Origin of the sequence: Pseudoramibacter porci (assembly GCF_009696145.1) — a bacterium.
GTDB classification, from domain to species: Bacteria; Bacillota; Clostridia; order Eubacteriales; family Eubacteriaceae; genus Pseudoramibacter; species Pseudoramibacter porci.
The window spans coordinates 88,365-109,722 of record NZ_VUMO01000006.1 but is presented as its reverse complement, the minus strand read 5'-3'; the positions used below and the strand labels follow the sequence as shown (position 1 = coordinate 109,722).

Genomic DNA, 21,358 nt, shown 5'->3' with positions numbered 1-21,358 from the left:
TTTATTAGAAAAGACGGTCGTTCCTGTGATCAGGGGCGACCTGTTCAGATTATTAGACATTTTACAAAATATGCACAGGGCTCTGTTTTAATTAAAACAGGTGAAACAGCAGTTTTGTGTACAGCAATGATCGATGAAACAGTGCCATCATTTATGCGCGGTGAAGAACGTGGATGGATTACGGCAGAGTATAATATGCTTCCCAGTTCAACAAAAACTAGAAAAAAAAGAGACAGAAACGGGAAAACGGATAGCCGATCTGTAGAAATTCAAAGGCTGATTGGGAGGAGTTTACGCTCAACATTAGATCTGAGCAAGCTTGGCGAGCGTACAATCAAGATTGACTGTGATGTCTTGCAGGCTGATGGAGGAACACGGACGGCTTCAATTACTGGCGCTTTTGTTGCCTTGTACGATGCAATACAATGGTTACTTAATAAGGAAATCATTTCAGAAAATCCAATTAATTGTTTTGTCGCCTCGATTTCCGTTGGCCTATTCAAGGATGTGCCAATTCTCGATCTATGTTATGACGAAGATTCACAGGCCATAGTCGATATGAATGTCGTCATGACAGATAATAATGAATTTATTGAGATTCAAGGAACTGGTGAACAAAGACCATTTTCGCAAGATGAACTAGAAAAGTTTCTATTTCTAGCAAAAAAAGGAATAAATTCTTTGATAGCGGATCAAAAAAGTGCGTTAGGAATTAAATAATGAATAATTATAAAATTATCGTTGCGACAAGCAACAACAACAAAGTAAAAGAAATAAAAGATGTCTTAGGTTCTTCTTTTGAAATAATGACAATGGGGGAAGCTGGAATTGACGTGGACATCATTGAAGATGGAACAACTTTTGAAGAAAATGCACTGATAAAAGTTCGCGCAATTAAACCATACGTCAAAGACATAAACCACACAATATTATTGGCAGATGATTCGGGGCTTTGCGTAGATGCGCTGGATGGTGAGCCGGGTATTTTTTCGGCTCGATATGCTGGATTAAATGTTACTTATCTGGATAATAACAAAAAATTATTAAATGCGATGAAAAATGTTCCGTTATCCGAACGAGACGCGGAATTCATCTGTAGCATTGCGCTTATTTTTCCTGATAATGAAGAATGGACATGCAGGAGCGTTGTACATGGTAAAATTGCAACAGAATTAACGGGACATGATGGTTTCGGATATGATCCGTTATTTATTGAAAATAAATCAGGCTTAACATATGCTCAGATGAGTTTAGAAGAAAAAAATGAAATTTCTCACCGTGCAATTGCCATTAAAAAGGCCTGTCAAAAGATACGATCTAAAATCAATTCATAAATAATATTTAGGAGAGATGATTTGGTTAAAATAGGGGTAATTTCTGATAGCCATGGTAATTTAACAAATTTGCAAGATGCTGTCTGCAAACTCGATCAATTAGGTGTTGATGCAATCTTTCATTTAGGAGATTATGTTCGAGATGCTAAAAAAATTCATGTGTGGTTTAATCGAACAATTTATTCAGTAAAAGGAAATTGCGACCAAGGCAGCTCTGATGGATTAAATTACGCAAAAATTTCTTTTGATAATAAAATTGTATATGCAACACATGGACATTTATTTAATGTCAAAAATGATTTAGACGCATTATTTTATGAAGCTTCTCTTAAAAAAGCAAATGTTGTTTTATTTGGCCACACACATCACAAATTGTTAGAGAAGAAAAACGGAATTTTATTAATGAATCCTGGTTCTCTTATGGGGGGGCGGTATAGTGAGAACCCCTCTTATGGCATCATTACAATAAATAATAATAGCGTCAATGGCGAGCTGTTTGAATTGAGTTAGGATAATTCAGAGGCTTTACAAATTAAATCGAACTAAAGGTAAATTTTTGCTATTATCCATCATTTTATATACATTCTTTGCAAAGAGACATATCAAAAAAATATCTTTAATTTAAACTGTATATTTTTTGCTATTATGATATAATTATTTGTAATAAAGATGCTTTAGATAGTGTTTTTAATGTTTATTTTTAATTTTCAAGAGGAGGAAAATATGTCCAAAAAAATGATGACGATGGATGGTAATGAAGCTGCGGCACACGTTGCTTACGCTTTTACCGAAGTCGCTGGGATTTTCCCAATCACACCTTCTTCTCCAATGGCTGAACATGTTGATGCATGGGCTGCTGCTGGAAGAAAGAACATTTTTGATGAAACCGTTAAAGTATCAGAAATGGAATCTGAAGGCGGCGCGGCTGGTACTGTTCATGGATCTCTTCAAGCTGGAGCTCTAACGACTACTTTTACTGCTTCTCAAGGTTTGCTCTTGATGATTCCAAACATGTATAAAATTGCTGGTGAATTGTTGCCAGGGGTTTTCCATGTCTCAGCCCGTACGTTAGCAGCACATTCGTTGTGTATTTTCGGCGATCAAGGGGACGTCATGGCATGCCGTCAAACCGGTTTTGCACTTTTAGCTTCAGGATCTGTCCAGGAAGTTATGGATATCGGTGGCGTCGCACACTTAGCTGCAATAAAATCAAGAATTCCTTTCTTACACTTCTTTGATGGTTTCAGAACTTCACACGAAATTCAAAAAGTAGAAGTGATGGATTATGATGTCTTTAAAGATTTAGTGGATTGGGACGCTGTTCAGGAATTCCGTAACAGAGCATTAAATCCAGAACATCCAGTAACCAGAGGCACTGCACAAAACGGAGATGTTTTCTTCCAGGCAAAAGAAGCTGCGAATAAATTCTACGATGCAGTTCCTGAAATTGTTGAAGATTACTTACAGAAAATTTCAAAAGTTACTGGTCGTGAATATCACTTATTCAATTATTATGGTGATCCCAATGCTGAACATATTATTGTTGCAATGGGTTCGATCACAGATACAATCGAAGAAACTATCGATTATCTGGCGGCCAAAGGTAAAAAAGTTGGTGTTGTAAAAGTCCATCTTTATAGACCATTTGCGAAAGATTACTTAATGAAAGCTATTCCAAAAACAGCAAAAGTTATTACTGTTATGGATAGAACAAAAGAACCAGGCGCACTTGGCAACCCGCTTTATCAGGATGTTTGCACTGCATTCTATGGGGAAGAAAATGCACCTAAGATTCTCGGTTGCGTATATGGTCTAGGATCAAAAGATACGACATCAAGTGATATCAAGGCTGTATTTGATAATATGGAAAAAGCTGATCCGAAAGATCAGTTTACTCTCGCGATCGTTGATGACTTAACCCATCGCAATCTGGAAGTCGAAGAAGAAATCAACACCATTCCAGAAGGTACTACAAGTTGTAAATTCTGGGGTCTTGGTTCTGACGGTACTGTTGGAGCAAACAAATCTGCCATCAAGATCATCGGCGACAATACTGATCTTTATGCTCAGGGTTACTTTGATTACGATTCGAAAAAATCTGGTGGGATCACATGTTCACACTTAAGATTTGGTAAAAAGCCAATCAAATCACCTTATTTGATTAATCAAGCCGATTTCATTTCATGTTCAACAGAATCATACGTGCATCAGTACGATTTGCTGAAGGGGCTGAAAAAAGGCGGTGTCTTCCTGCTGAATACTGTTTGGACACCTGAAGAAATCAATGAAGAATTCCCAGCTTCAATGAAACGTTACATTGCACAGAACGACATTCAGTTCTATACGATTAACGCAACGAAAGCTGCAGAAAGTATTGGTTTAGGTCGTCGTACAAACATGATCATGCAGGCTGCTTTCTTCAAATTAGCTGATATTATTCCAATCGAAGATGCAGTAAAATACTCGAAAGCTTCTATTAAGAAGACATATGGTCATAAAGGCGACAAGATTGTTCAGATGAACTATCAGGCTGTTGATGCAGGGGTTGACCCAGACATCTTAAAGAAATTTGATGTTCCGGCAGATTGGGCAAATGCTCAGGATGAAGCTGCTAAACCAGATACAGATCCTAAGTTCGTACACGATATTGTCAGACCAATTGGTCGTTTCGAAGGCGATACTATTCCAGTATCTGCATTTGAAGGCTATGAAGACGGCACATGGATGGCTGGTACATCTGCATTCGAAAAACGCGGTATTGCTGTTAATGTTCCGAAATGGGATATTTCGAAATGTATTCAGTGTAACCAGTGCTCATTTGTCTGCCCACACGCAGCAATTCGTCCGGTTCTTGTAACTGAAGATGAAAAAGCAAAGGCACCAGCTGGCTTCGAAACAAAGAAAGCGATTGGTAAACAGCTCTCTGATCTCCAGTTCAGAATTCAAGTTGATGTTATGGATTGTACCGGATGTGGAAACTGTGTCGATGCATGTATTGCAAAAGAAAAGGCATTAAGTATGGTTCCAATCCACGAAGAAATGGATCAGGTGGAAAATTGGGATTATGCAGTTACTGTTCCTGTCAAAGATGACAGAATGGACAAATATTCCGTTAAAGGCAGCCAGTTCTGTCAGCCATTACTTGAATTCTCTGGCGCTTGCGCAGGATGTGGTGAAACACCATACATCAAAACTATCACTCAGCTTTATGGTGATAGAATGATGATTGCTAACGCAACAGGTTGTTCATCAATCTGGGGCGCATCTGCACCAGCTTCTCCATATTGCACCAATGCTCAGGGACAGGGGCCAACATTTGCGAACTCTTTGTTTGAAGATAACGCCGAATTTGGTTACGGTATGTTGCAAGGTACAAAAGCCATTAGAAATACAATTGCTGATTACTTATTAGCTATTAAAGAAGTTGCACCTTCTGATTTAGCGGAAGCTATTGATGCTTGGATTGCAGGTAAAGATGATGGTGATGCCTCAAAAGCAGCTACACCTGCTCTTAAGGCAGCTTTAGATAAATTCGAAGCACCTGCAGAATTAGCTGATAAAATTAAATTTGTTAAAGACAACAGTGATCACTTCGTTAAGAAGTCCATTTGGATCATTGGTGGTGACGGCTGGGCATACGATATTGGATACGGCGGATTAGACCATGTGTTGGCATCCAAAGAAGATATCAATGTTTTTGTTTTGGATACAGAAGTTTATTCCAATACTGGTGGTCAAGCATCTAAATCTACACCTACTGCTGCAATTGCAGAATTTGCCGCTGCAGGCGAAAGAGTTAAGAAAAAAGATTTAGGCATGATGGCTGCGACTTACGGATACGTTTATGTTGCTCAAGTTGCCATCGGTGCTGATAAGAATCAGTTCATTAAAGTCTTGAAAGAAGCTGAAGCCTATAAAGGACCTTCTTTGATCATTGGTTATGCGCCATGCATCAATCACGGAATTAAAGGTGGTATGGGCAAGACGCCAACTCACGAAAAGCTTGCTGTAGAATGCGGCTATTGGGATCTCTATCACTTCAATCCTGAAGCAGAACATCCGTTCTCACTTGATAGTAAAGAACCTGACTTTAGTAAGTTCCAAGATTTCATTATGTCTGAAGTCCGCTACAATTCTCTCCGTCGCGGATTCCCAGAAATTGCAGACAAACTTTACGAACAAACACAACAGGAAGCTGAAGAACGCTACAAAGGTTATGTAAAAAGAAACGAAAAATAATCATTAGTTTTTACTTCTTTTTCAAATTCCACTTACTGAAAATCAGTAAGTGGAATTTTTTTGCTTGTTTTCAATTTTATTTTCTACATATTTTTTTAAACCTATGGTACAATTAACTTTAACAAATTAATGTGTAGATATTTAAATTCGATAAGGAGACAAGAATGATGATTAGTCAAGAAAAACTCAGAGCTGCACAAGACAAATTTAATAAAATAATTGAAGAACAACTTGCAAGAATAGATACGATGAAATCAGAAGGTGATTTTATTGATTATTCTAAAAAAGATCATATTGAAATTGGAGTAGTTGGCGGCGATGGCATTGGCCCATTTATCACAAAAGAAGCCCAACGTGTTCTAGAATTTTTATTGGAAGACGATATTGAGTCAAATCGTGTAACAATTAGAAATATTGACGGGTTAACAATAGAAAATCGCGCTGCTTGCCACAGGGCTATACCTGATGACGTATTGGCAGAATTAAAGCAATGCGATGTAATTTTAAAAGGACCAACTACTACACCTAGAAAAGGGGACAAATGGCCGAATATCGAATCAGCTAATGTTGCAATGCGAAAAGAACTGGATCTATTTGCAAATTTACGACCGGTAAAAATTCCTGAAGAAGGTGTGGATTGGACATTTTTCCGTGAAAATACTGAAGGTGGATACGCAGTAGGATCAGAAGGTGTCAATGTTAATGATGATTTGGCAATTGATTTCACAGTAACAACTCAGCCAGGAAGCGAACGAATTATTCGTGCAGCATTTGATTATGCACAGAAATCAGGAAAGAAAAAAGTAACTGTTGTTACCAAAGCGAATGTTATAAAGACAACAGATGGCAAGTTTTTAGATACTGCCAAAGAAATTGCAAAAGAATATCCAGATGTAGAAATGGACGATTGGTATATCGATATTATGACGGCTAAATTGGTTGATCCGAAGCGTAGACAACAATTTAAAGTTGTCGTGCTGCCAAATTTATATGGCGATATCATTACAGATGAAGCTGCCGAGTTGCAGGGTGGTGTTGGAACTGCGGGATCTGCAAATATAGGAAAAAAACATGCTATGTTCGAAGCCATTCATGGGTCTGCACCGCGAATGGTTGACGAAGGACGTGCTCAGTATGCAGATCCAAGCTCAATTATTAAAGCGGCTGGTATGTTACTTAATTATATTGGTTATACAGAACAAGCTGAAAAACTTTCAAAAGCTTTGCAAATCTGTTCAGAATTCGAAAAGAAGGTTGTCTTAACTGGACGTTCTGATGGCGGTACAGGCGACGAATTTGCTAATTATTTGATGGAAACTCTGTCAAGAGATGATCTTGAAGAATATTATTCTTCTTTTAATAAATAATATTACGGATGACAAATAATAAAGCGTTTATCGAAAACTACATTCTACCACGGGTGAAAAAACCAATTACATATCAGGGAAATGAAATTAATTCAATTCATAAGGATTTAAATCAAATTTCGGTTCGTTTTGCGTTTGCATTTCCTGATACATACGAAATTGGTATGTCTCACCTTGGCATGAAAATTCTTTATAGTTTAATCAATTCCGTTCCTGAATTCTACTGTGAACGCGTTTTTGCACCATGGCTCGATATGGAAACTCAATTGCGCGAAAACCATATCCCGCTTTATGCGCTTGAATCAATGGATCCGATAAAAACATTTGATTTTATCGGATTCACACTCCAATATGAAATGTCCTACACCAATGTGTTGAATATGTTGGATCTCGCTGGTCTTCCTGTTCTCGCGTCGAACCGGAGTGATGACGACCCAATTGTAATCGGTGGTGGACCCTGCGTGTGTAATCCTGAGCCTCTGGCCGCTTTCTTCGATTGTTTTTTAATCGGAGAGGGGGAAGAACTATTATTACAAATATTAAAAGATTACGAAAAGTGTAAGAAGCAATCAAAAAAATTTTCTAAGCGGGATTGGCTCATCCATATTGCCCAAACTTACGAAAGCATCTACGTTCCTTCGCTATATGAAGCTTCGTATTTTGATGATGGTACGCTATCTGATTTTCATCCAGTAATTCCCAATATTCCTAAAGTCATTAAAAAACAATTCATCAGAGATCTTAACCATGTTTATTATCCTAAAGAATTAGTGATGCCTTATCATGAAAGTGTACAAGATCGTATTCCCTATGAAATTTTTCGAGGTTGTGGAAGAGGATGCCGTTTTTGTCAGGCGGGTATGATTTATAGGCCGATAAGGGATAAACGTGTCGACTGTATTGAAAATGGTATTCAAACATTATTAGATTCAACTGGCTACGATGAGATAACACTTTTATCCTTAAGTACGAGTGATTATCCGCACATTGAGGAATTGGCTGAAGATTTGGTAAAAAAATATAAGAATGACCACATTACGGTTTCTTTACCTTCACTTCGTCTTGACTCTGTTTCAGCAGAGGTATTGGAGCAATTACAGACAGCGCGAAAAACTGGATTGACTTTTGCACCTGAAGCTGGAACGCAGCGTTTACGAGACGTGATTAATAAAAATGTCACAGAAGAGAATTTAATGGACACGGCCGCTAGCTTTTTCGATCGGGGTTGGAATCGTATTAAACTGTATTTCATGCTAGGGCTTCCAACTGAAACAATAGAAGACGTTGAAGGCATTGCTGATCTAGCTGAAAAAGTTGTTGCATGTTATGAAAATAACCATGATGATAATCGTAGAAAAAGATGTCAGGTAACAGTCAGCACGTCTGGTTTTGTCCCGAAACCATTTACGCCTTTTCAATGGTTTGGACAGAATTCTATCGAACAATTTAAAACAAAACAAACGTATTTAAAACAAAAATTGACTAATAATCGTATCAAATATAATTGGTCTGAGCCTATATTAAGCTTTTACGAAGCTGTTTTGGCAAGAGGTGACCGACGTCTAAGTAAAGTCTTACATCGTGCTTGGGAATTGGGCTGTAAATTTGACGGTTGGCATGAATGTTTTAAACAGGATGCTTGGGAAAAGGCTTTTAATGAGTCTAATATGGATCCAGCATTTTACGCAAATCGTCATCGAAATTTAGATGAGACATTTCCTTGGGACTTTATAGATATGGGCGTAAGTAAGTCGTTTTTAATTAAAGATTTAAAAAGAGCTCAAGCTGCTTCATCGACACCATATTGTAGAGAAGGCTGCGCAAACTGTGGGATCATGCAATTTGATTCAAAATGGAGATGCCACTCATGAGTGATCAAATACCAATCATAACTATGCGTTTTAAATTTGAGCGAACTTCATCGTTAAGGTTTCTTTCTCATTTAGACCAACAAGCTACATTTCAACGTGCATTTAGAAGAGCAGAAATTCCAGTTGCATATTCCAATGGATTCCATGCACACCCAAAGCTTGCTTTTGCTTTAGCTCTTTCTGTCGGTATGACCTCATCTTCTGAATATGCAGATCTCCGATTAACAAAAAAGATGAATTCTGAAGCATTTATCTCCGCGGTCAACGAATCTCTGCCGAATGGTTTGAATATTTTAGACGCGAAATTAGTAAGTGGAAAAATTGGTTCATTATCTGCTTCGATAAAGCGTTCGATGTATCGAATAAAAATTTTGGATCGAAAACCCGATAAACAATTAATGGCTGACATTCAAAATTTCTTAAATCAAAATGAAATTTTAGTGGAGAAAAGAAATAAAAGGGGAAAACTTCAATCAATTGATGCCCGGCCTTTTATTGAACAATTTTCTATCTCCCAGAAGGATCATAATAGTTTACAGTTTTCTCTTTGCCTCAATTATCAAAATCAGAAAACCATTAAGCCGACAATTGTTCTGAAATCCTTTGAAACATTTGCTCATCGAGAGTTCGGAGACGATTTACTTTGGCAGATTCATAGAGAAAATTTACAACTGAATATTTAAAAGAAAGCCCTTGTAGAAGAAAAATTCCTCGACAAGGGCTTAATTTATCAGAACAAATATTTTATTGATTTATGACATATTCACTATGACTAATAAGATCATACGCTTTCTCTTGATCGGATGTCGCTAAAACAAGCATATAGGGAGCACCTGTTTTGGCATAAGGATAGGCATAATCAACATTAATATTGTTGGTCGCTAATAAGTGGAATATTTTGTTCATCATACCTGGTTCATTAACAGGTTCAATGACCATGACATCTTTAATGCGAACCACCTTTCCATTTTCCCTAAATAATTCAACTGTTTCATAAGGCTTATCGACAATTAATCTTAAAATCGCATATTCCTGCGAGTCATATACAAATAACGCGAGAATATTAATATCATTTTTAGCCAATATGTCTGTAGCCGCTGCCAAATGACCTACTTTATTTTCGATGAAGACTGATATTTGTTTTACCATTGAAATCATATTGCTCACCCTCATTCTTTTCTTTTATCAATAACACGGACAGCTTTTCCCTTTGAAGCTTCCATACTGAGTGGTTCAACAAGATGAATTGTCGGATGAATCCCAAGAACGGTGTGCAACCTTTCTTGCACAATCTTTAACAAATTATCTAAGCTTGATGCGGAATCCAGAAGAGAAGAATCTGTAACTTCAACATCAATATCCATTTTATCAAGATAACCTTTTTTGCTTACCGTAATTAAATAATTACTGCCAATACCTTCCGTTGACAATAATACTTCTTCAATCTGAGATGGAAAGACGTTAACGCCGCTAATAATCAACATATCATCAGTGCGGCCTGTAATCTTCGACATGCGCATCGTAGTGCGGCCACAATCGCATGGTGAAGAGTCTAAACTCGTTATGTCTTTCGTTCGATACCTCAGTACCGGTGTAGCTTGGCGGAATAGGGGAGTCACAACTAATTCACCCGTTTCACCTTCCGGCAAAACCTCTCCAGTTGTTGGATCAATGATTTCACAAATAAAATAATCTTCATTAATATGCATGCCGTGAAGCGCTGGACATTCTCCAGATACACCCGGTCCACCTAATTCTGACATGCCATAATTTTCGTACGCATGCATTCCCCAATTTTCATTGAGTTTTGTCCGCATCGCTTCTGTAGAAGGTTCACTACCTAAGACACCATACTTGACCTTCAAGTCAGTTACCGGGTCAAGACCTAACGACTGAGCAACTTCTGATAAATGCAAAGCGTAAGATGGGGTAGCAATGAGCGCTGTAACACCCCAGTCTTTCATGATTTTAATTTGCTTTTTTGAATTTCCGCTAGACATTGGAACAACAGCAGCACCAACTTTTTCTAATCCTTGATGTAGCCCTAATGCGCCTGTAAACAGCCCATAACCAAAAGCAATTTGAGCTGTATCATGATAGGTAACACCAGCCATTGAAACAATTCTGGCGATACATTCTTTCCAGACTTTCATGTCGTGCTTTGTATAACCAACAACAGTTGGATTTCCTGTTGTACCAGATGAAGCGTGATATCGAATGATTTTTTCCTTTGGGACTGCAAATAATCCAAAAGGGTAGTGGTTGCGAAAATCATCTTTTGTCGTGAAAGGAATTTTCGAAAGATCCTCTAGTGTTTGGATATCTTCTGGAACGATTCCTGCTTCTTTAAATTTTTCTTGATAAAATGGGACATTCTGATAAGCGTACTGGACAGTCTGTTTTAATTTTTTTGTTTGAATTAGTCGAATTTCTTCACGGTCCAGCGTCTCTTTTGTAGACCAGATCATTATATCTTTTTCTCCTATTTATTTTTCTTAGGCGGACGCCATTTGCTTTTCAATGGAACAACTTGGTTGAATACAGGGTGCTCTGGTTTAGAGTATTTTGGATCGACCGAGAAATACCCATTTCGGACGAATTGCGCTTTCTCGAAAGGTTTCATTTTTAAAGCTTCCGGTTCTGCATAACCATGGCATATTTCGAGTGAATTCTGATTTACCTTTTCAACGATATTGTCAAGGGTATAGCGAGAATCATCTTTAAGCAGGGAATCGAACATGTGGATTTCTACAGGTTTTCCTTCTGTAGCAGATACCCAGTGAATGGTTCCCTTAACCTTTCTACCTTTAAAGCCCGTGCCGCATTTTGTTTCGGGATCGTAAGTACATTTGAGTTCAACAACATTTCCTTCTTCATCTTCAACATAGTCTTGGCAGGTAATAAAATATGCACCACGGAAACGAACTTCGTTACCAGGATAAAGTCTGAAGTATTTTTTTATCGGTTCCTTCATGAAATCAGATTGTTCGACGTAAAGTTCGCGCGTAAATGGAACTTTGTGTGTTCCCATCTCTTCGACGTCTTGATTGGTTTCAATAGTTAACCATTCAACTTTATCTTCCGGCCAATTTGTAATCGTCACCTTAAGTGGATGAATAACGCAATTATAACGGGGTGCTTTTGTTTTCAGATCATCACGAATAAAATGTTCAAGCATAGCGGTGTCCACTGTTGAATTTGCCTTGGCAACGCCAATTTCTTCACAGAAATTTTGAATAGCTTCCGGAGTATAGCCACGACGCCTTAGACCAGAAATAGTTGCTAATCTAGGATCATCCCATCCGTCAATAACCCCTTCGTCAACCAATTTTTTTATATATCGTTTACCCATAATTGTCTTGCTCAAATTAAGCTTGGCAAATTCAATCTGACGAGGTGGTTCGTTTTGAAACTCATCTAAATTTTCTAAGAACCAATTGTATAGCGGTCGATGATCTTCAAATTCAAGGGTGCATAGGGAATGCGTAATCCCTTCAATCGCATCTTCAACAGGATGTGCAAAATCATACATTGGATAAACATGCCACTCTTTATTCAAACTTGGATGTACCAAATGACGCACTCTATAAATGATAGGATCGCGCATATTCATATTTGGATTAGCCATGTCAATTTTAGCACGTAAGACCTTTTCACCTTCAGCAACTTTTCCATCGATCATATCTTGGAAAAGCTGCATGTTTTCTTCTACACTGCGATTTCGATATGGACTTTCAACACCAGGAGAAGTCAGTGTTCCTCGCGTTTGTTTAATGGTCTCCATATCTTGATCATCGACGTAAGCAACACCTTTTTCAATATATTCCTTTGCAAATTCAATCATCTTCGGAAAATAAGATGATGCAAAGAATTCATTTTCGCCCCATTCAATACCAAGCCACTTCAAATCTCTTTTGATGGCATTGACATATTCCATATCTTCTTTTTCCGGATTTGTATCATCAAATCGGAGATTAAAGGTTCCGTGATATTTTAATGCTGTTCGATAATTTAACAATGATGATTTAGCATGACCAATATGAAGATATCCATTTGGTTCAGGTGGAAAACGAGTATGAACACGATTGTTAGCATAGATCCCGTCTTCTAAATCTTTATCAATATAACTAAAAATAAAATTACTTTCTTTTTCTTTATCGTTCAATTGAAGCTCCTATATGTTATGTGTTCATTTTTACAATGTATTTTACCATAAAATCACGCTAATATCTTACGGTTCTTTAAGAATGATCATATTTTTCAAAATATGATGATAACGGATTTTGATACACAGCATTTCTGACATCATCATCTTCAATATGGGTATAGATTTCTGTCGTTGAAACATTCTCATGTCCTAAAACCTTTTGTAGTGTTCGAATATCAATTTGACCATATTTATACATTAATGTTGCTGCAGTGTGCCGTAGTTTGTGAACAGTGAATTTATTTGAATCTAAGCCTGCTTTTTGAATATTTTTATTGACCATTGTCTCAACCATTCGATTTGAAATGCCCTTTCCACGGCTGCTTAAAAACAGATGATCTTCTTTTTTTAAATTGTTTTTATCCCTACATTCATTATGTTCATTTTCTTGAGCAGCATTAATCTTTTCTTCAGCCTTTTTTAATTGTTGTTCTCTAACAGGTAGATAATCTTTTATTGCATTGATGCAGGCATCGTTCATCATGATATCTCTTTCTTTATTTCCTTTTCCGACAACATGTAAGGTCTCATCTTGAATATCCTGTACACGTAAATTCGTCAATTCCGACAAGCGCAGTCCGCAATTTAAGAATAGGGTAATGATCGCTAAATCTCTTTCTTTGTTTCGCCCGTCAACAGCATTCAATAGACTTAATGCTTCGTCTAAAGTAAGATAAATTGGATCTCTTTTTTTAGCCTTTGGCACTTCTAAATTTTGTGTCGGGTCAATAATTTTTTCCTGCATAATATTAATTTTAAAATGATAAAAAGAACGAATAGCCGCCGTTTTACGTTTCCGCGTAGTGTCGCCATTACTGCGTTCAGCAGCACTATACGATAAAAAAGCGTAGATATCGACTAACTGAACTTCTGACAGTAGCGTAGGGGATACAAGATGAAGCAAAGTTGCATCTAATGGGTCATCTTGTTTTATTTTTTCAAAACGTACGAGAATAAAATGAAAAAATTGTTTCAAATCATTTTTATAAGAACGCACTGTATTTTTAGAATATCCTTTTACGGACAGTAGGTAGTTGCAATAGTCATTTAATATATTATTATCTTCCAAACTTCAAAGTCCTTTCATAATTTCGTGATAATAATATTATACGCAAAAAATGTGTCAATGATAAACTAAAAATAAAAACAACTTAATTTCTATTTATTTTAAAGCTTTTTTTTATAACATAAAATGAAAATTGAAAGGAGAAATAAGAACGCATAATTCTTAGTGTATTTCAACATGAAAGATAACAATTTTATGAATGATCAAAATTACTACAATAACAATCAAAATAACGATTATGATTACCAATATGACTTTAGTAATTCTCCAAATAATATCAAGCCAAAACCTAAACGGTCTTTTAAACCAAAACTTCTTGTTTTAATTTGTTTGATTGTAGGTTTTTTAGGCGGACTTGGTGGAAATTATCTATATCAAGCCATTTCATCAAATCAGAATTCCTCATTTGTTTATAAAGCTGCCAGCCATGTCACAACGACATCAACATCATCATCAGAAAGTGAATTAACAACAGAGGAAATTGCCAAAAAAGCCAGTCCATCCGTTGTGTCTATTACAACAGAATCTAAAACGACATCTGCGTTTTATGGAGACTATGTTACTCAAGGCGCCGGATCAGGTGTCATCATTTCTTCAGACGGTTATATTGTAACTTGTGAACATGTTGTGTCTGATGCATCTACGATCAAAGTAACAACCTCAGATAACAAATCATACAATGCTACAGTTATTGGTACAGATGCATCATCGGACATTGCACTAATCAAAATTAATGCAAGTAATTTAACAGCTGCAGTAATTGGCGATTCCAACAAATTAACCACTGGTGAAAAGGCAGTCGCAATTGGAAATCCTTTGGGTACATTATCGGGGACTGTCACGGAAGGCATCGTCTCAGCAACTGCGCGAGACATTACCATTGACGGAAGAAAAATGAGTTTAGTCCAAACATCTGCGCAAGTTAGTCCTGGAAATTCAGGTGGTGGTTTATTTAACAAATATGGTGAATTAATCGGCATCGTTGAATCGAAATCATCATCTGATACCAATGCGGAAGGTCTTGGATTTGCAGTGCCGTCAAATAAAGCCATCTCCGTCGCTAATACTTTAAAGAAAAATCAGAGTAATAACAGTTCTTCAGAAAATACATCTTCGCTCGACAATAATCAACAAAACGAAGAAGATAGAAATTCCAATAGCGGCAATTCAAGAAACTCTTTATACAATTTTTTCAATTCAATTTTTTAGAGAATACCATAATAATACAAAAGCCCACAAAATGTGGGCTTTTATTAATAGCAATTATGTAGTGTTTGTCATTATTCCGCCAAACAATTGCGTATAACCGACGTTATACGCAATTGTTTGGGCTGGCCTTTATATCTCTCCTAATCTTTATCCTTATCTGCATTGGAACCGATAATTTTCATGCAAGCCTCGTATGCCTCTTCATACGTATCCCATTTTATTTTATCGCCTTCTCGAACTTCCAGATCTCCAATCTTCGCATATGAATGTACACCATCATTAAATGATTTAATTGAGATATCTTTCTTTGTAAAATTTGGAAACGCTGGGTACTTGCGGTATAAAAAATTATCCTCAGTCTGCGGCTCTGTTGTCCATTTTCCATCACTATCAATATAAAGTTGTTTATTCGAAGCAAGAGCCTTCATTTGTTCATCCAAATTGATATCATTAGTGTGCTGTGATGCCTGCTGGATATCTATTTTTTTATCGCTTATTTTATTATGCTTTTGAATATCTAAATCGGATTTTTGCTGTTTTGCATCCGAAATCTCATTGTAGTAAGCAATAAGTTGTTGAATAGAACGGATTTTAATCAACCATCTTTGTGTTGGTTTTCCCTTATCAACTAAAACAAATAACCAATTAATTTTTTTCATGTTTTTCTCCTTATTTTATGATTCCAAATCGTCCTGTGATTTATTCAATTCAATTTGACTTTCAAATAATTTATTTTGTAAATTCAGAATCGATTTCCGATTTGCATCATTTTCATCTTTTATTTGTTTAATATGATCCCGGTATTGATTTAATAAATCATTCTTCTGATTCAGTTGATCTTTTAAGGAATTCTGAGCGGTGAGCAATTCATCAATTTTTTGATTGAGCTGCTCAATTTTAATATCTTTGTCTTTAGCTTTTTGATCAAAAGTATCGTTGTCATCTGTTAATTCTCGAATTTTTTTAGCAAGCACTTGGTTGTTATTTTCACTTTGACAATACATATCAGCTAAATTCATACATCCCATCACCATTAGATAAATGCGATTAATATTGGGATTACTCTTCCGAATTTTTTCAAGTTCACGATTAGCTAAATCCGTTGCTTTTTGTATTTCTAATTCATTATTATCGTTTTTAACTTGAAGAATTGTTCCTGCGATATTAACTTCTATCGGTTTTTTTTCATCATTTGCCATTTATTAAACGCTCCTTTATATTTTTATTTTATCACATTTTACAAATTGAGCCTATTAAAAACTCATCATCATTCTAAAAACAACAGACGTCTAAGTAGTTGATACAAAAAATTCCACCTACTTTCTCAAAGACAAATAAAACCCTCAAGTAGGTTTATATTTCCTGCTTGAGGGTTATGTATTATATATTATAAATGAAATATTAATAATTTGGTGTCGCATATCCAAAAATGGAACTGGACTTATAGTTAATCGTTCGACGTTTCACTTGATCACTATAATTGCCTTCAATTGTTGTAATATTACCATTACTGTAGGATTCAACAAAACCGACATGATCGACAACACGATCGCCGTTCCAATCGTAATAAACAATGTCACCCATCTTTGGAACGTAACCTTTCCATTGCCATTTGCCTTTATTCTGATACCAGCTTACACCGGCTGGACAGTAAGCATGATAGTAAAAAACATCACTGGAAAGTCCAGCTTGATTGCCACACCAGGACACGAACATGGCACACCATGCAGCATGTTGATAAACGCTAGAATGTACATAATTTCCATACCATACGCCATATTTCGTGTAATTATTTCTACCTTCTCTCGTCCCGATTTGAGACCGCGCGATGTCAATCACTTGCTGTCTTTTATTTACTACGGGTTTTGTTGTAAAACCAGAAGCATCGGCTTTTTCAATAATAAATTGTTGTGCAGCTGAATTGTTATTACTATATAACTGGATATTAGCATTATCAGCTGTATTATTACCTGATAAATCCATCACACGCGTTTGACTGCATTCGGGCTGGAGATAATAAACACCAGATCCAGAAGATGTTTCTCTAATATAGAATTTTTGAGCATTTGAACTATTCGAACTATAAATCTGAATATTTGCTCCATTCTGATCAGATGCACCACTTATATCTAATACCTTTGAAGTATTCGACAAAGCATAAATCGTATATGATCCGTCAGAATTTTTCTTAAACTGCCAACCCTGTTCTTTGTAATTATTGACAGACTGCAAGACAACATTATCTGAATCCCCAACAGCTACAGATTTTCCGCTCGCCTTATGTTTTATCCTTGCCGTGAAAGAATCGCCCAGATCGACGTTTGTTATTTTTTTCGTTTCTGTTGTCGAATTAAATGAAGATGTTGTATTGCCACTTACTGCTGATGCATCAGTTTTTTCACTCGAAGCGGAAGAAGCCCCCGTCGTTTTTGTAGTATCTGATGATTGTTCTACAGTAGCCTTATTTGTGTTATTTGTTGTTGAAGCAGAATTCGCATCATTTTTTTCTGTTGTTTCACTTTTAGTGGTTGTGATATCTGATGCCGTGTCCGTTTTAGATGAAATCGTTGATGTATCAGAAATCGATTTTAATGCGGAAATTTGTTCATTTGACAAGATGCTGATTTTAAATTTTTGTTGACTCGTTTTCTGACTTGTTTTAATCAATACGTTATTGTTATCAATGGTTAATACTTTGGCGAGCGAGCTGGAAGGTCTAAGTGAAAACATATTATTATCTTCTAAAAATAGATTCCACATTTGTCCGTACGACTGTTTAGATGCAGCCGAGGACACTTTCGCGCCATCAATATCTGAACCGACCGTTAAAACATAAGCGTTTGATTTTGAAACGATTGAATAAATATTTTTCGTATCGTCATAAATAAAAGTCCACGCTTGATTCGTTGCGTTTGCATTGTCCTCAAAGCTTAGGGTTCCATTTTGATTCGTCAATACCTTTCTCTGATCACTGGACCAAATTTGTGCAACAAATGTCCTCCCGTCATTTAATTCTACACTTGCAGCGGCAAAAGAAGGCCATTGAAATACTAAAGAAATCAACACAGCGAGTAAGCCTATCCCCCACCACTTCTTATAATTTTTAACTCTTTGATTCTCTATCACGATTTCTCACCTTTCTTTATTGATAATAGTTGCCGCCGATTTTTACAGATTTCGTTGTTTTCGCTTTCGCTTGGAAAGAATAATAAGAATGATTTCTCACTCCGCCATAAACGCAATCCTTGACTGCTGCTTGAACAGCTGCCGAAGATTTGCCGTTTAAGTATTTTGTGTAATTGCCATCCCCATATGCAGAAAATTGCCCTTCTGCCTTTACGACTGAAACCGCTGTACTTCCTCCCCACTTTCCAGAATCTGCACGATTCATAATGCACGAAATAACGGCCAACGCACCTTCATACCCAGAATTGTCTTCCTGAGACACCACAGCACATAAGAAATCAAAATCAGATGCACTTATATTTTCTGTTTTATGATTGTACGTTACATTTTTTGTCTGGGATACATATTGGCTTAAACTACTCTGTGTATTGCCACTCGAAGATGACGGGGCTGATGCAGATGAACTTGACGTAGATGCACTTGTTGCAGTCGTCCCTGACTGATTGCTGTCAGTAGATTGAGTCGTTGTTTGTTCTTCTTTTGTTCCAACTGCAACAACTTGTGTAACGGGTTGTTTAGTAATCGTTGAAGAAATTTCTTTCTGTGAAACTAAATTACCATCTTTATAAGTCATTTCAGTTGTAACTGTTTTTTCACCGTTAACCCCCTGAGTCGTAATCTGTGTAGTTCCTTTTGCTAAATTCGAAACATATACATTACAGGTTTTGAAAGGAATATTTACAGTTGATGTTTTGGTTATTGTACTGGAATCGCTCTTTTCTGAAGTATTTGAATTCTCATCTGATTTTTTTGAGGTCTCTGTCATTGATGCATTATTAGATGATTCTGAAGCACTTGAGGCAGCCTGATTATTTGATGTATTCGAAGAATCTGGTGCTTTCGTACTCGTTTCAGACTTCTGAGTTGTATCTTTCACTGTTGCTGATTTGCTATCGTCTTTTATTTCTGCCACACCTTTTGATTTAGATGTGTTGTCTCCGATAGTTGCAGCAGTAGATTTTCCGGCGGAATCAGTAGAAGTCGATGCTTGACTGGATGATGTCGATGAAGCGTTAGATGAATCCACGGAAGATATAGAACTCGTACTTCCCCTCGATGACGTATTTGCCGCAATATCTGAAGGATTCAAGGAGACTTTCATTTTTACTGGCTCTGTCTTTACAGACGTGCTTTTGACTTTTTCAGAAACCAAAACACCATTATGATAGACGGCTTCTGAAACCACTGTCTTTTGTCCATTTTGCCCAGACTGCTCGACTTTTGAACTCCCTTGGGTAACATTGCTGTCTGCTACGACCTCTGTTTGATAAGGAATGTCTTCACTAGAAGCAACCTGTGCTTTAGTAACACGGACAACATTAATGTTTTTTATTTTCGATGTCAGTAAAGTGGATGTGCCTGGTGTTACAATATCATCTTTATTAATTTTTATATTTTTCTCGTCTAATAAATCTGATATTGTTTTTTGAACCGAGCTATATCTTATTTTTTTATCCCCGATTGTAATGACACCATTTGCCTTTTTCACGATTCGAACGTTATGGATTTTTGAAGCTTGATCTGCAAGACTCGTTGAATAATAGTAAAGATCTTTATCAACTGAATAACCGTTATTCTTCAATAGATCTTGAACCGTTTGTCCCTGTTTTGAGTAAACTGTCTTAGTTGTTGTTTTTGAGGATCCATCATTTGGATCGTAAGAAATTTTCACAGTGTTATTACTAGTTTTTAAAGCAAAAAAAACACCTGCGCAAACGCATGCAATAGCAATGAAAATAAATGCTTTCTTTTTTCCTAGATGCATTGGATCTCCTTTCTACTGTTGTTGGACTACCTAAGAACATGAAATATCTTGGTTTTAGATTAACAAAGCTATGCGACCTAGGTCAACGAATTGAAAAAAGTGATTTGCACTGCTAAACTGAGAAAACAGAAATTTAAAATTTATTTTTTGATTAATTGCTAAAAGTACCGTTTTAATTTTGTTTATAATTAATAAATTGCGTAAAGAAATAATATAATCGTGCAGAAAAATCATTCTATTTTTGAAAAATGAAAATCTTAAAAAAATAAAAGGCCTATTTGAATAAAATCAAATAAGCCTATTGAAAAATAATACTGAAACGCACTATTACAGACAATTAAGCGTATCGAGCACTTTATCTAACTGATTGGTATTTTCAATTTCTTCTATTTTTCCTTGATCCATTAACTTTGCAATTTCTGGATTCATTGGAAGCTGTCCCAAGAGATTAATATTTTTTTCTTTTGAAATTTCTTTGATATTACTTTCGCCAAATACTGATATTTTTTCTCCACAATGAGGACATTGCAAATAACTATAATTTTCAATCACACCTAAAACATCAACATTCATCATTTTTGCCATATTTAAAGCTTTTTCTACGACCATTGATACCAAATCCTGAGGTGAAGTAACGATGATAATTCCGTCAATAGGCAAAGACTGAAATATTGTTAAAGGAACATCGCCTGTTCCCGGAGGCATATCTATTAATAAATAGTCTTTATCTCCCCAAACGACATCAGTCCAAAATTGTTTGACTGCACCTGCAATAACAGGACCTCTCCAAATAACCGGATCAGTTTCATTTTCCAAAAGCAGATTCATCGAAATAATGTCGATTCCCTGTTGCGTTGCTACAGGATAAAAATACTCTTCAGACCCTCTCGCTTTATCCGTTATGCCAAATGCCTTTGGAATAGAAGGACCCGTGATATCAGCATCCATAATACCAACCTTTTTTCCGATTCTATTTAGTGCAACGGCAATCTCAGACGTAACAGTAGATTTTCCCACACCGCCTTTGCCACTTACAATACCTATTACTTTCTTCACAGAACTAAGTGGATTAAGATCCACTTTAAAATTCGGCTTTGGAATATCTGCCATATCT

Annotated in this window: 17 protein-coding genes; 8 read left to right on the top strand and 9 right to left on the bottom strand. The window is 36.5% G+C overall.

Going from position 1 to position 21,358, the window contains the following annotated elements; genetic code table 11:
- The first annotated feature begins 3 nt into the window (after positions 1 to 3).
- The 7 genes from rph (at position 4) to FYJ52_RS05975 (ending at position 9,494) form a co-directional block, all read left to right on the top strand.
- Complete coding sequence (gene rph, locus FYJ52_RS06005) at positions 4 to 720, top strand: ribonuclease PH (RefSeq protein ID WP_328598777.1); 717 nt, start codon at positions 4 to 6, stop codon at positions 718 to 720.
- The gene (gene rdgB, locus FYJ52_RS06000; protein ID WP_154576319.1) at positions 720 to 1,334 is read left to right on the top strand and encodes an RdgB/HAM1 family non-canonical purine NTP pyrophosphatase; all 615 of its coding nucleotides are present in this window, start codon (positions 720 to 722) and stop codon (positions 1,332 to 1,334) included. The genes rph and rdgB overlap by 1 nt, the downstream gene beginning before the upstream one ends.
- Before the next feature lie 21 nt (positions 1,335 to 1,355).
- Positions 1,356 to 1,844, top strand: coding sequence for a metallophosphoesterase family protein (locus tag FYJ52_RS05995; protein WP_154576318.1), 489 nt, complete (start codon positions 1,356 to 1,358; stop codon positions 1,842 to 1,844).
- Positions 1,845 to 2,057: 213 nt separating this feature from the next.
- Positions 2,058 to 5,573, top strand: coding sequence for a pyruvate:ferredoxin (flavodoxin) oxidoreductase (gene nifJ / locus FYJ52_RS05990; protein ID WP_154576317.1), 3,516 nt, complete (start codon positions 2,058 to 2,060; stop codon positions 5,571 to 5,573).
- 164 nt (positions 5,574 to 5,737) lie between these two features.
- A complete protein-coding gene (locus tag FYJ52_RS05985; protein WP_408003702.1) occupies positions 5,738 to 6,940 on the top strand; it encodes an isocitrate/isopropylmalate family dehydrogenase in 1,203 nt (400 codons plus the stop codon).
- A gap of 8 nt (positions 6,941 to 6,948) precedes the next feature.
- The gene (locus FYJ52_RS05980; RefSeq protein WP_154576316.1) at positions 6,949 to 8,811 is read left to right on the top strand and encodes a TIGR03960 family B12-binding radical SAM protein; all 1,863 of its coding nucleotides are present in this window, start codon (positions 6,949 to 6,951) and stop codon (positions 8,809 to 8,811) included.
- Complete coding sequence (locus FYJ52_RS05975; RefSeq protein ID WP_205960782.1) at positions 8,808 to 9,494, top strand: TIGR03936 family radical SAM-associated protein; 687 nt, start codon at positions 8,808 to 8,810, stop codon at positions 9,492 to 9,494. The genes FYJ52_RS05980 and FYJ52_RS05975 overlap by 4 nt, the downstream gene beginning before the upstream one ends.
- Before the next feature lie 61 nt (positions 9,495 to 9,555).
- Here FYJ52_RS05975 and FYJ52_RS05970 read toward each other — a convergent pair whose 3' ends face one another.
- The 4 genes from FYJ52_RS05970 to FYJ52_RS05955 all read right to left on the bottom strand — a co-directional run bounded on the left by FYJ52_RS05970 (position 9,556) and on the right by FYJ52_RS05955 (position 14,087).
- Positions 9,556 to 9,969 (bottom strand): amino acid-binding protein, encoded by a 414-nt coding sequence (locus FYJ52_RS05970; RefSeq protein WP_154576314.1) that lies wholly within the window; start codon positions 9,967 to 9,969, stop codon positions 9,556 to 9,558.
- Between the two features lie 11 nt (positions 9,970 to 9,980).
- Entirely contained in the window at positions 9,981 to 11,279 is a 1,299-nt protein-coding gene (locus FYJ52_RS05965; protein WP_154576313.1) for a phenylacetate--CoA ligase family protein, read from the bottom strand.
- Positions 11,280 to 11,293: 14 nt separating this feature from the next.
- On the bottom strand, positions 11,294 to 12,976 hold the full coding sequence (locus tag FYJ52_RS05960; RefSeq protein ID WP_154576312.1) for a glutamine--tRNA ligase/YqeY domain fusion protein: 1,683 nt from the start codon (positions 12,974 to 12,976) through the stop codon (positions 11,294 to 11,296).
- Between the two features lie 76 nt (positions 12,977 to 13,052).
- A complete protein-coding gene (locus FYJ52_RS05955; protein WP_154576311.1) occupies positions 13,053 to 14,087 on the bottom strand; it encodes a tyrosine-type recombinase/integrase in 1,035 nt (344 codons plus the stop codon).
- A gap of 192 nt (positions 14,088 to 14,279) precedes the next feature.
- Between FYJ52_RS05955 and FYJ52_RS05950 the strand changes: the two genes are divergently transcribed.
- A complete protein-coding gene (locus tag FYJ52_RS05950) occupies positions 14,280 to 15,293 on the top strand; it encodes a S1C family serine protease (RefSeq protein WP_154576310.1) in 1,014 nt (337 codons plus the stop codon).
- A gap of 140 nt (positions 15,294 to 15,433) precedes the next feature.
- On the opposite strand, the gene FYJ52_RS05945 is transcribed toward FYJ52_RS05950, so the two are convergent.
- From FYJ52_RS05945 to FYJ52_RS05925, 5 genes are all read right to left on the bottom strand, one after another.
- On the bottom strand, positions 15,434 to 15,952 hold the full coding sequence (locus tag FYJ52_RS05945) for a hypothetical protein (protein ID WP_154576309.1): 519 nt from the start codon (positions 15,950 to 15,952) through the stop codon (positions 15,434 to 15,436).
- 15 nt (positions 15,953 to 15,967) lie between these two features.
- Entirely contained in the window at positions 15,968 to 16,492 is a 525-nt protein-coding gene (zapA, locus tag FYJ52_RS05940; protein ID WP_154576308.1) for a cell division protein ZapA, read from the bottom strand.
- Between the two features lie 202 nt (positions 16,493 to 16,694).
- Positions 16,695 to 18,419: an RICIN domain-containing protein gene (locus FYJ52_RS05935; protein ID WP_154576307.1), complete on the bottom strand. Its 1,725-nt coding sequence runs from the start codon at positions 18,417 to 18,419 to the stop codon at positions 16,695 to 16,697.
- 16 nt (positions 18,420 to 18,435) lie between these two features.
- Positions 18,436 to 20,244 (bottom strand): G5 domain-containing protein, encoded by a 1,809-nt coding sequence (locus FYJ52_RS05930; RefSeq protein ID WP_154576306.1) that lies wholly within the window; start codon positions 20,242 to 20,244, stop codon positions 18,436 to 18,438.
- 327 nt (positions 20,245 to 20,571) lie between these two features.
- Positions 20,572 to 21,354: an Mrp/NBP35 family ATP-binding protein gene (locus FYJ52_RS05925; protein ID WP_154576305.1), complete on the bottom strand. Its 783-nt coding sequence runs from the start codon at positions 21,352 to 21,354 to the stop codon at positions 20,572 to 20,574.
- Between the last annotated feature and the right edge of the window lie 4 nt (positions 21,355 to 21,358).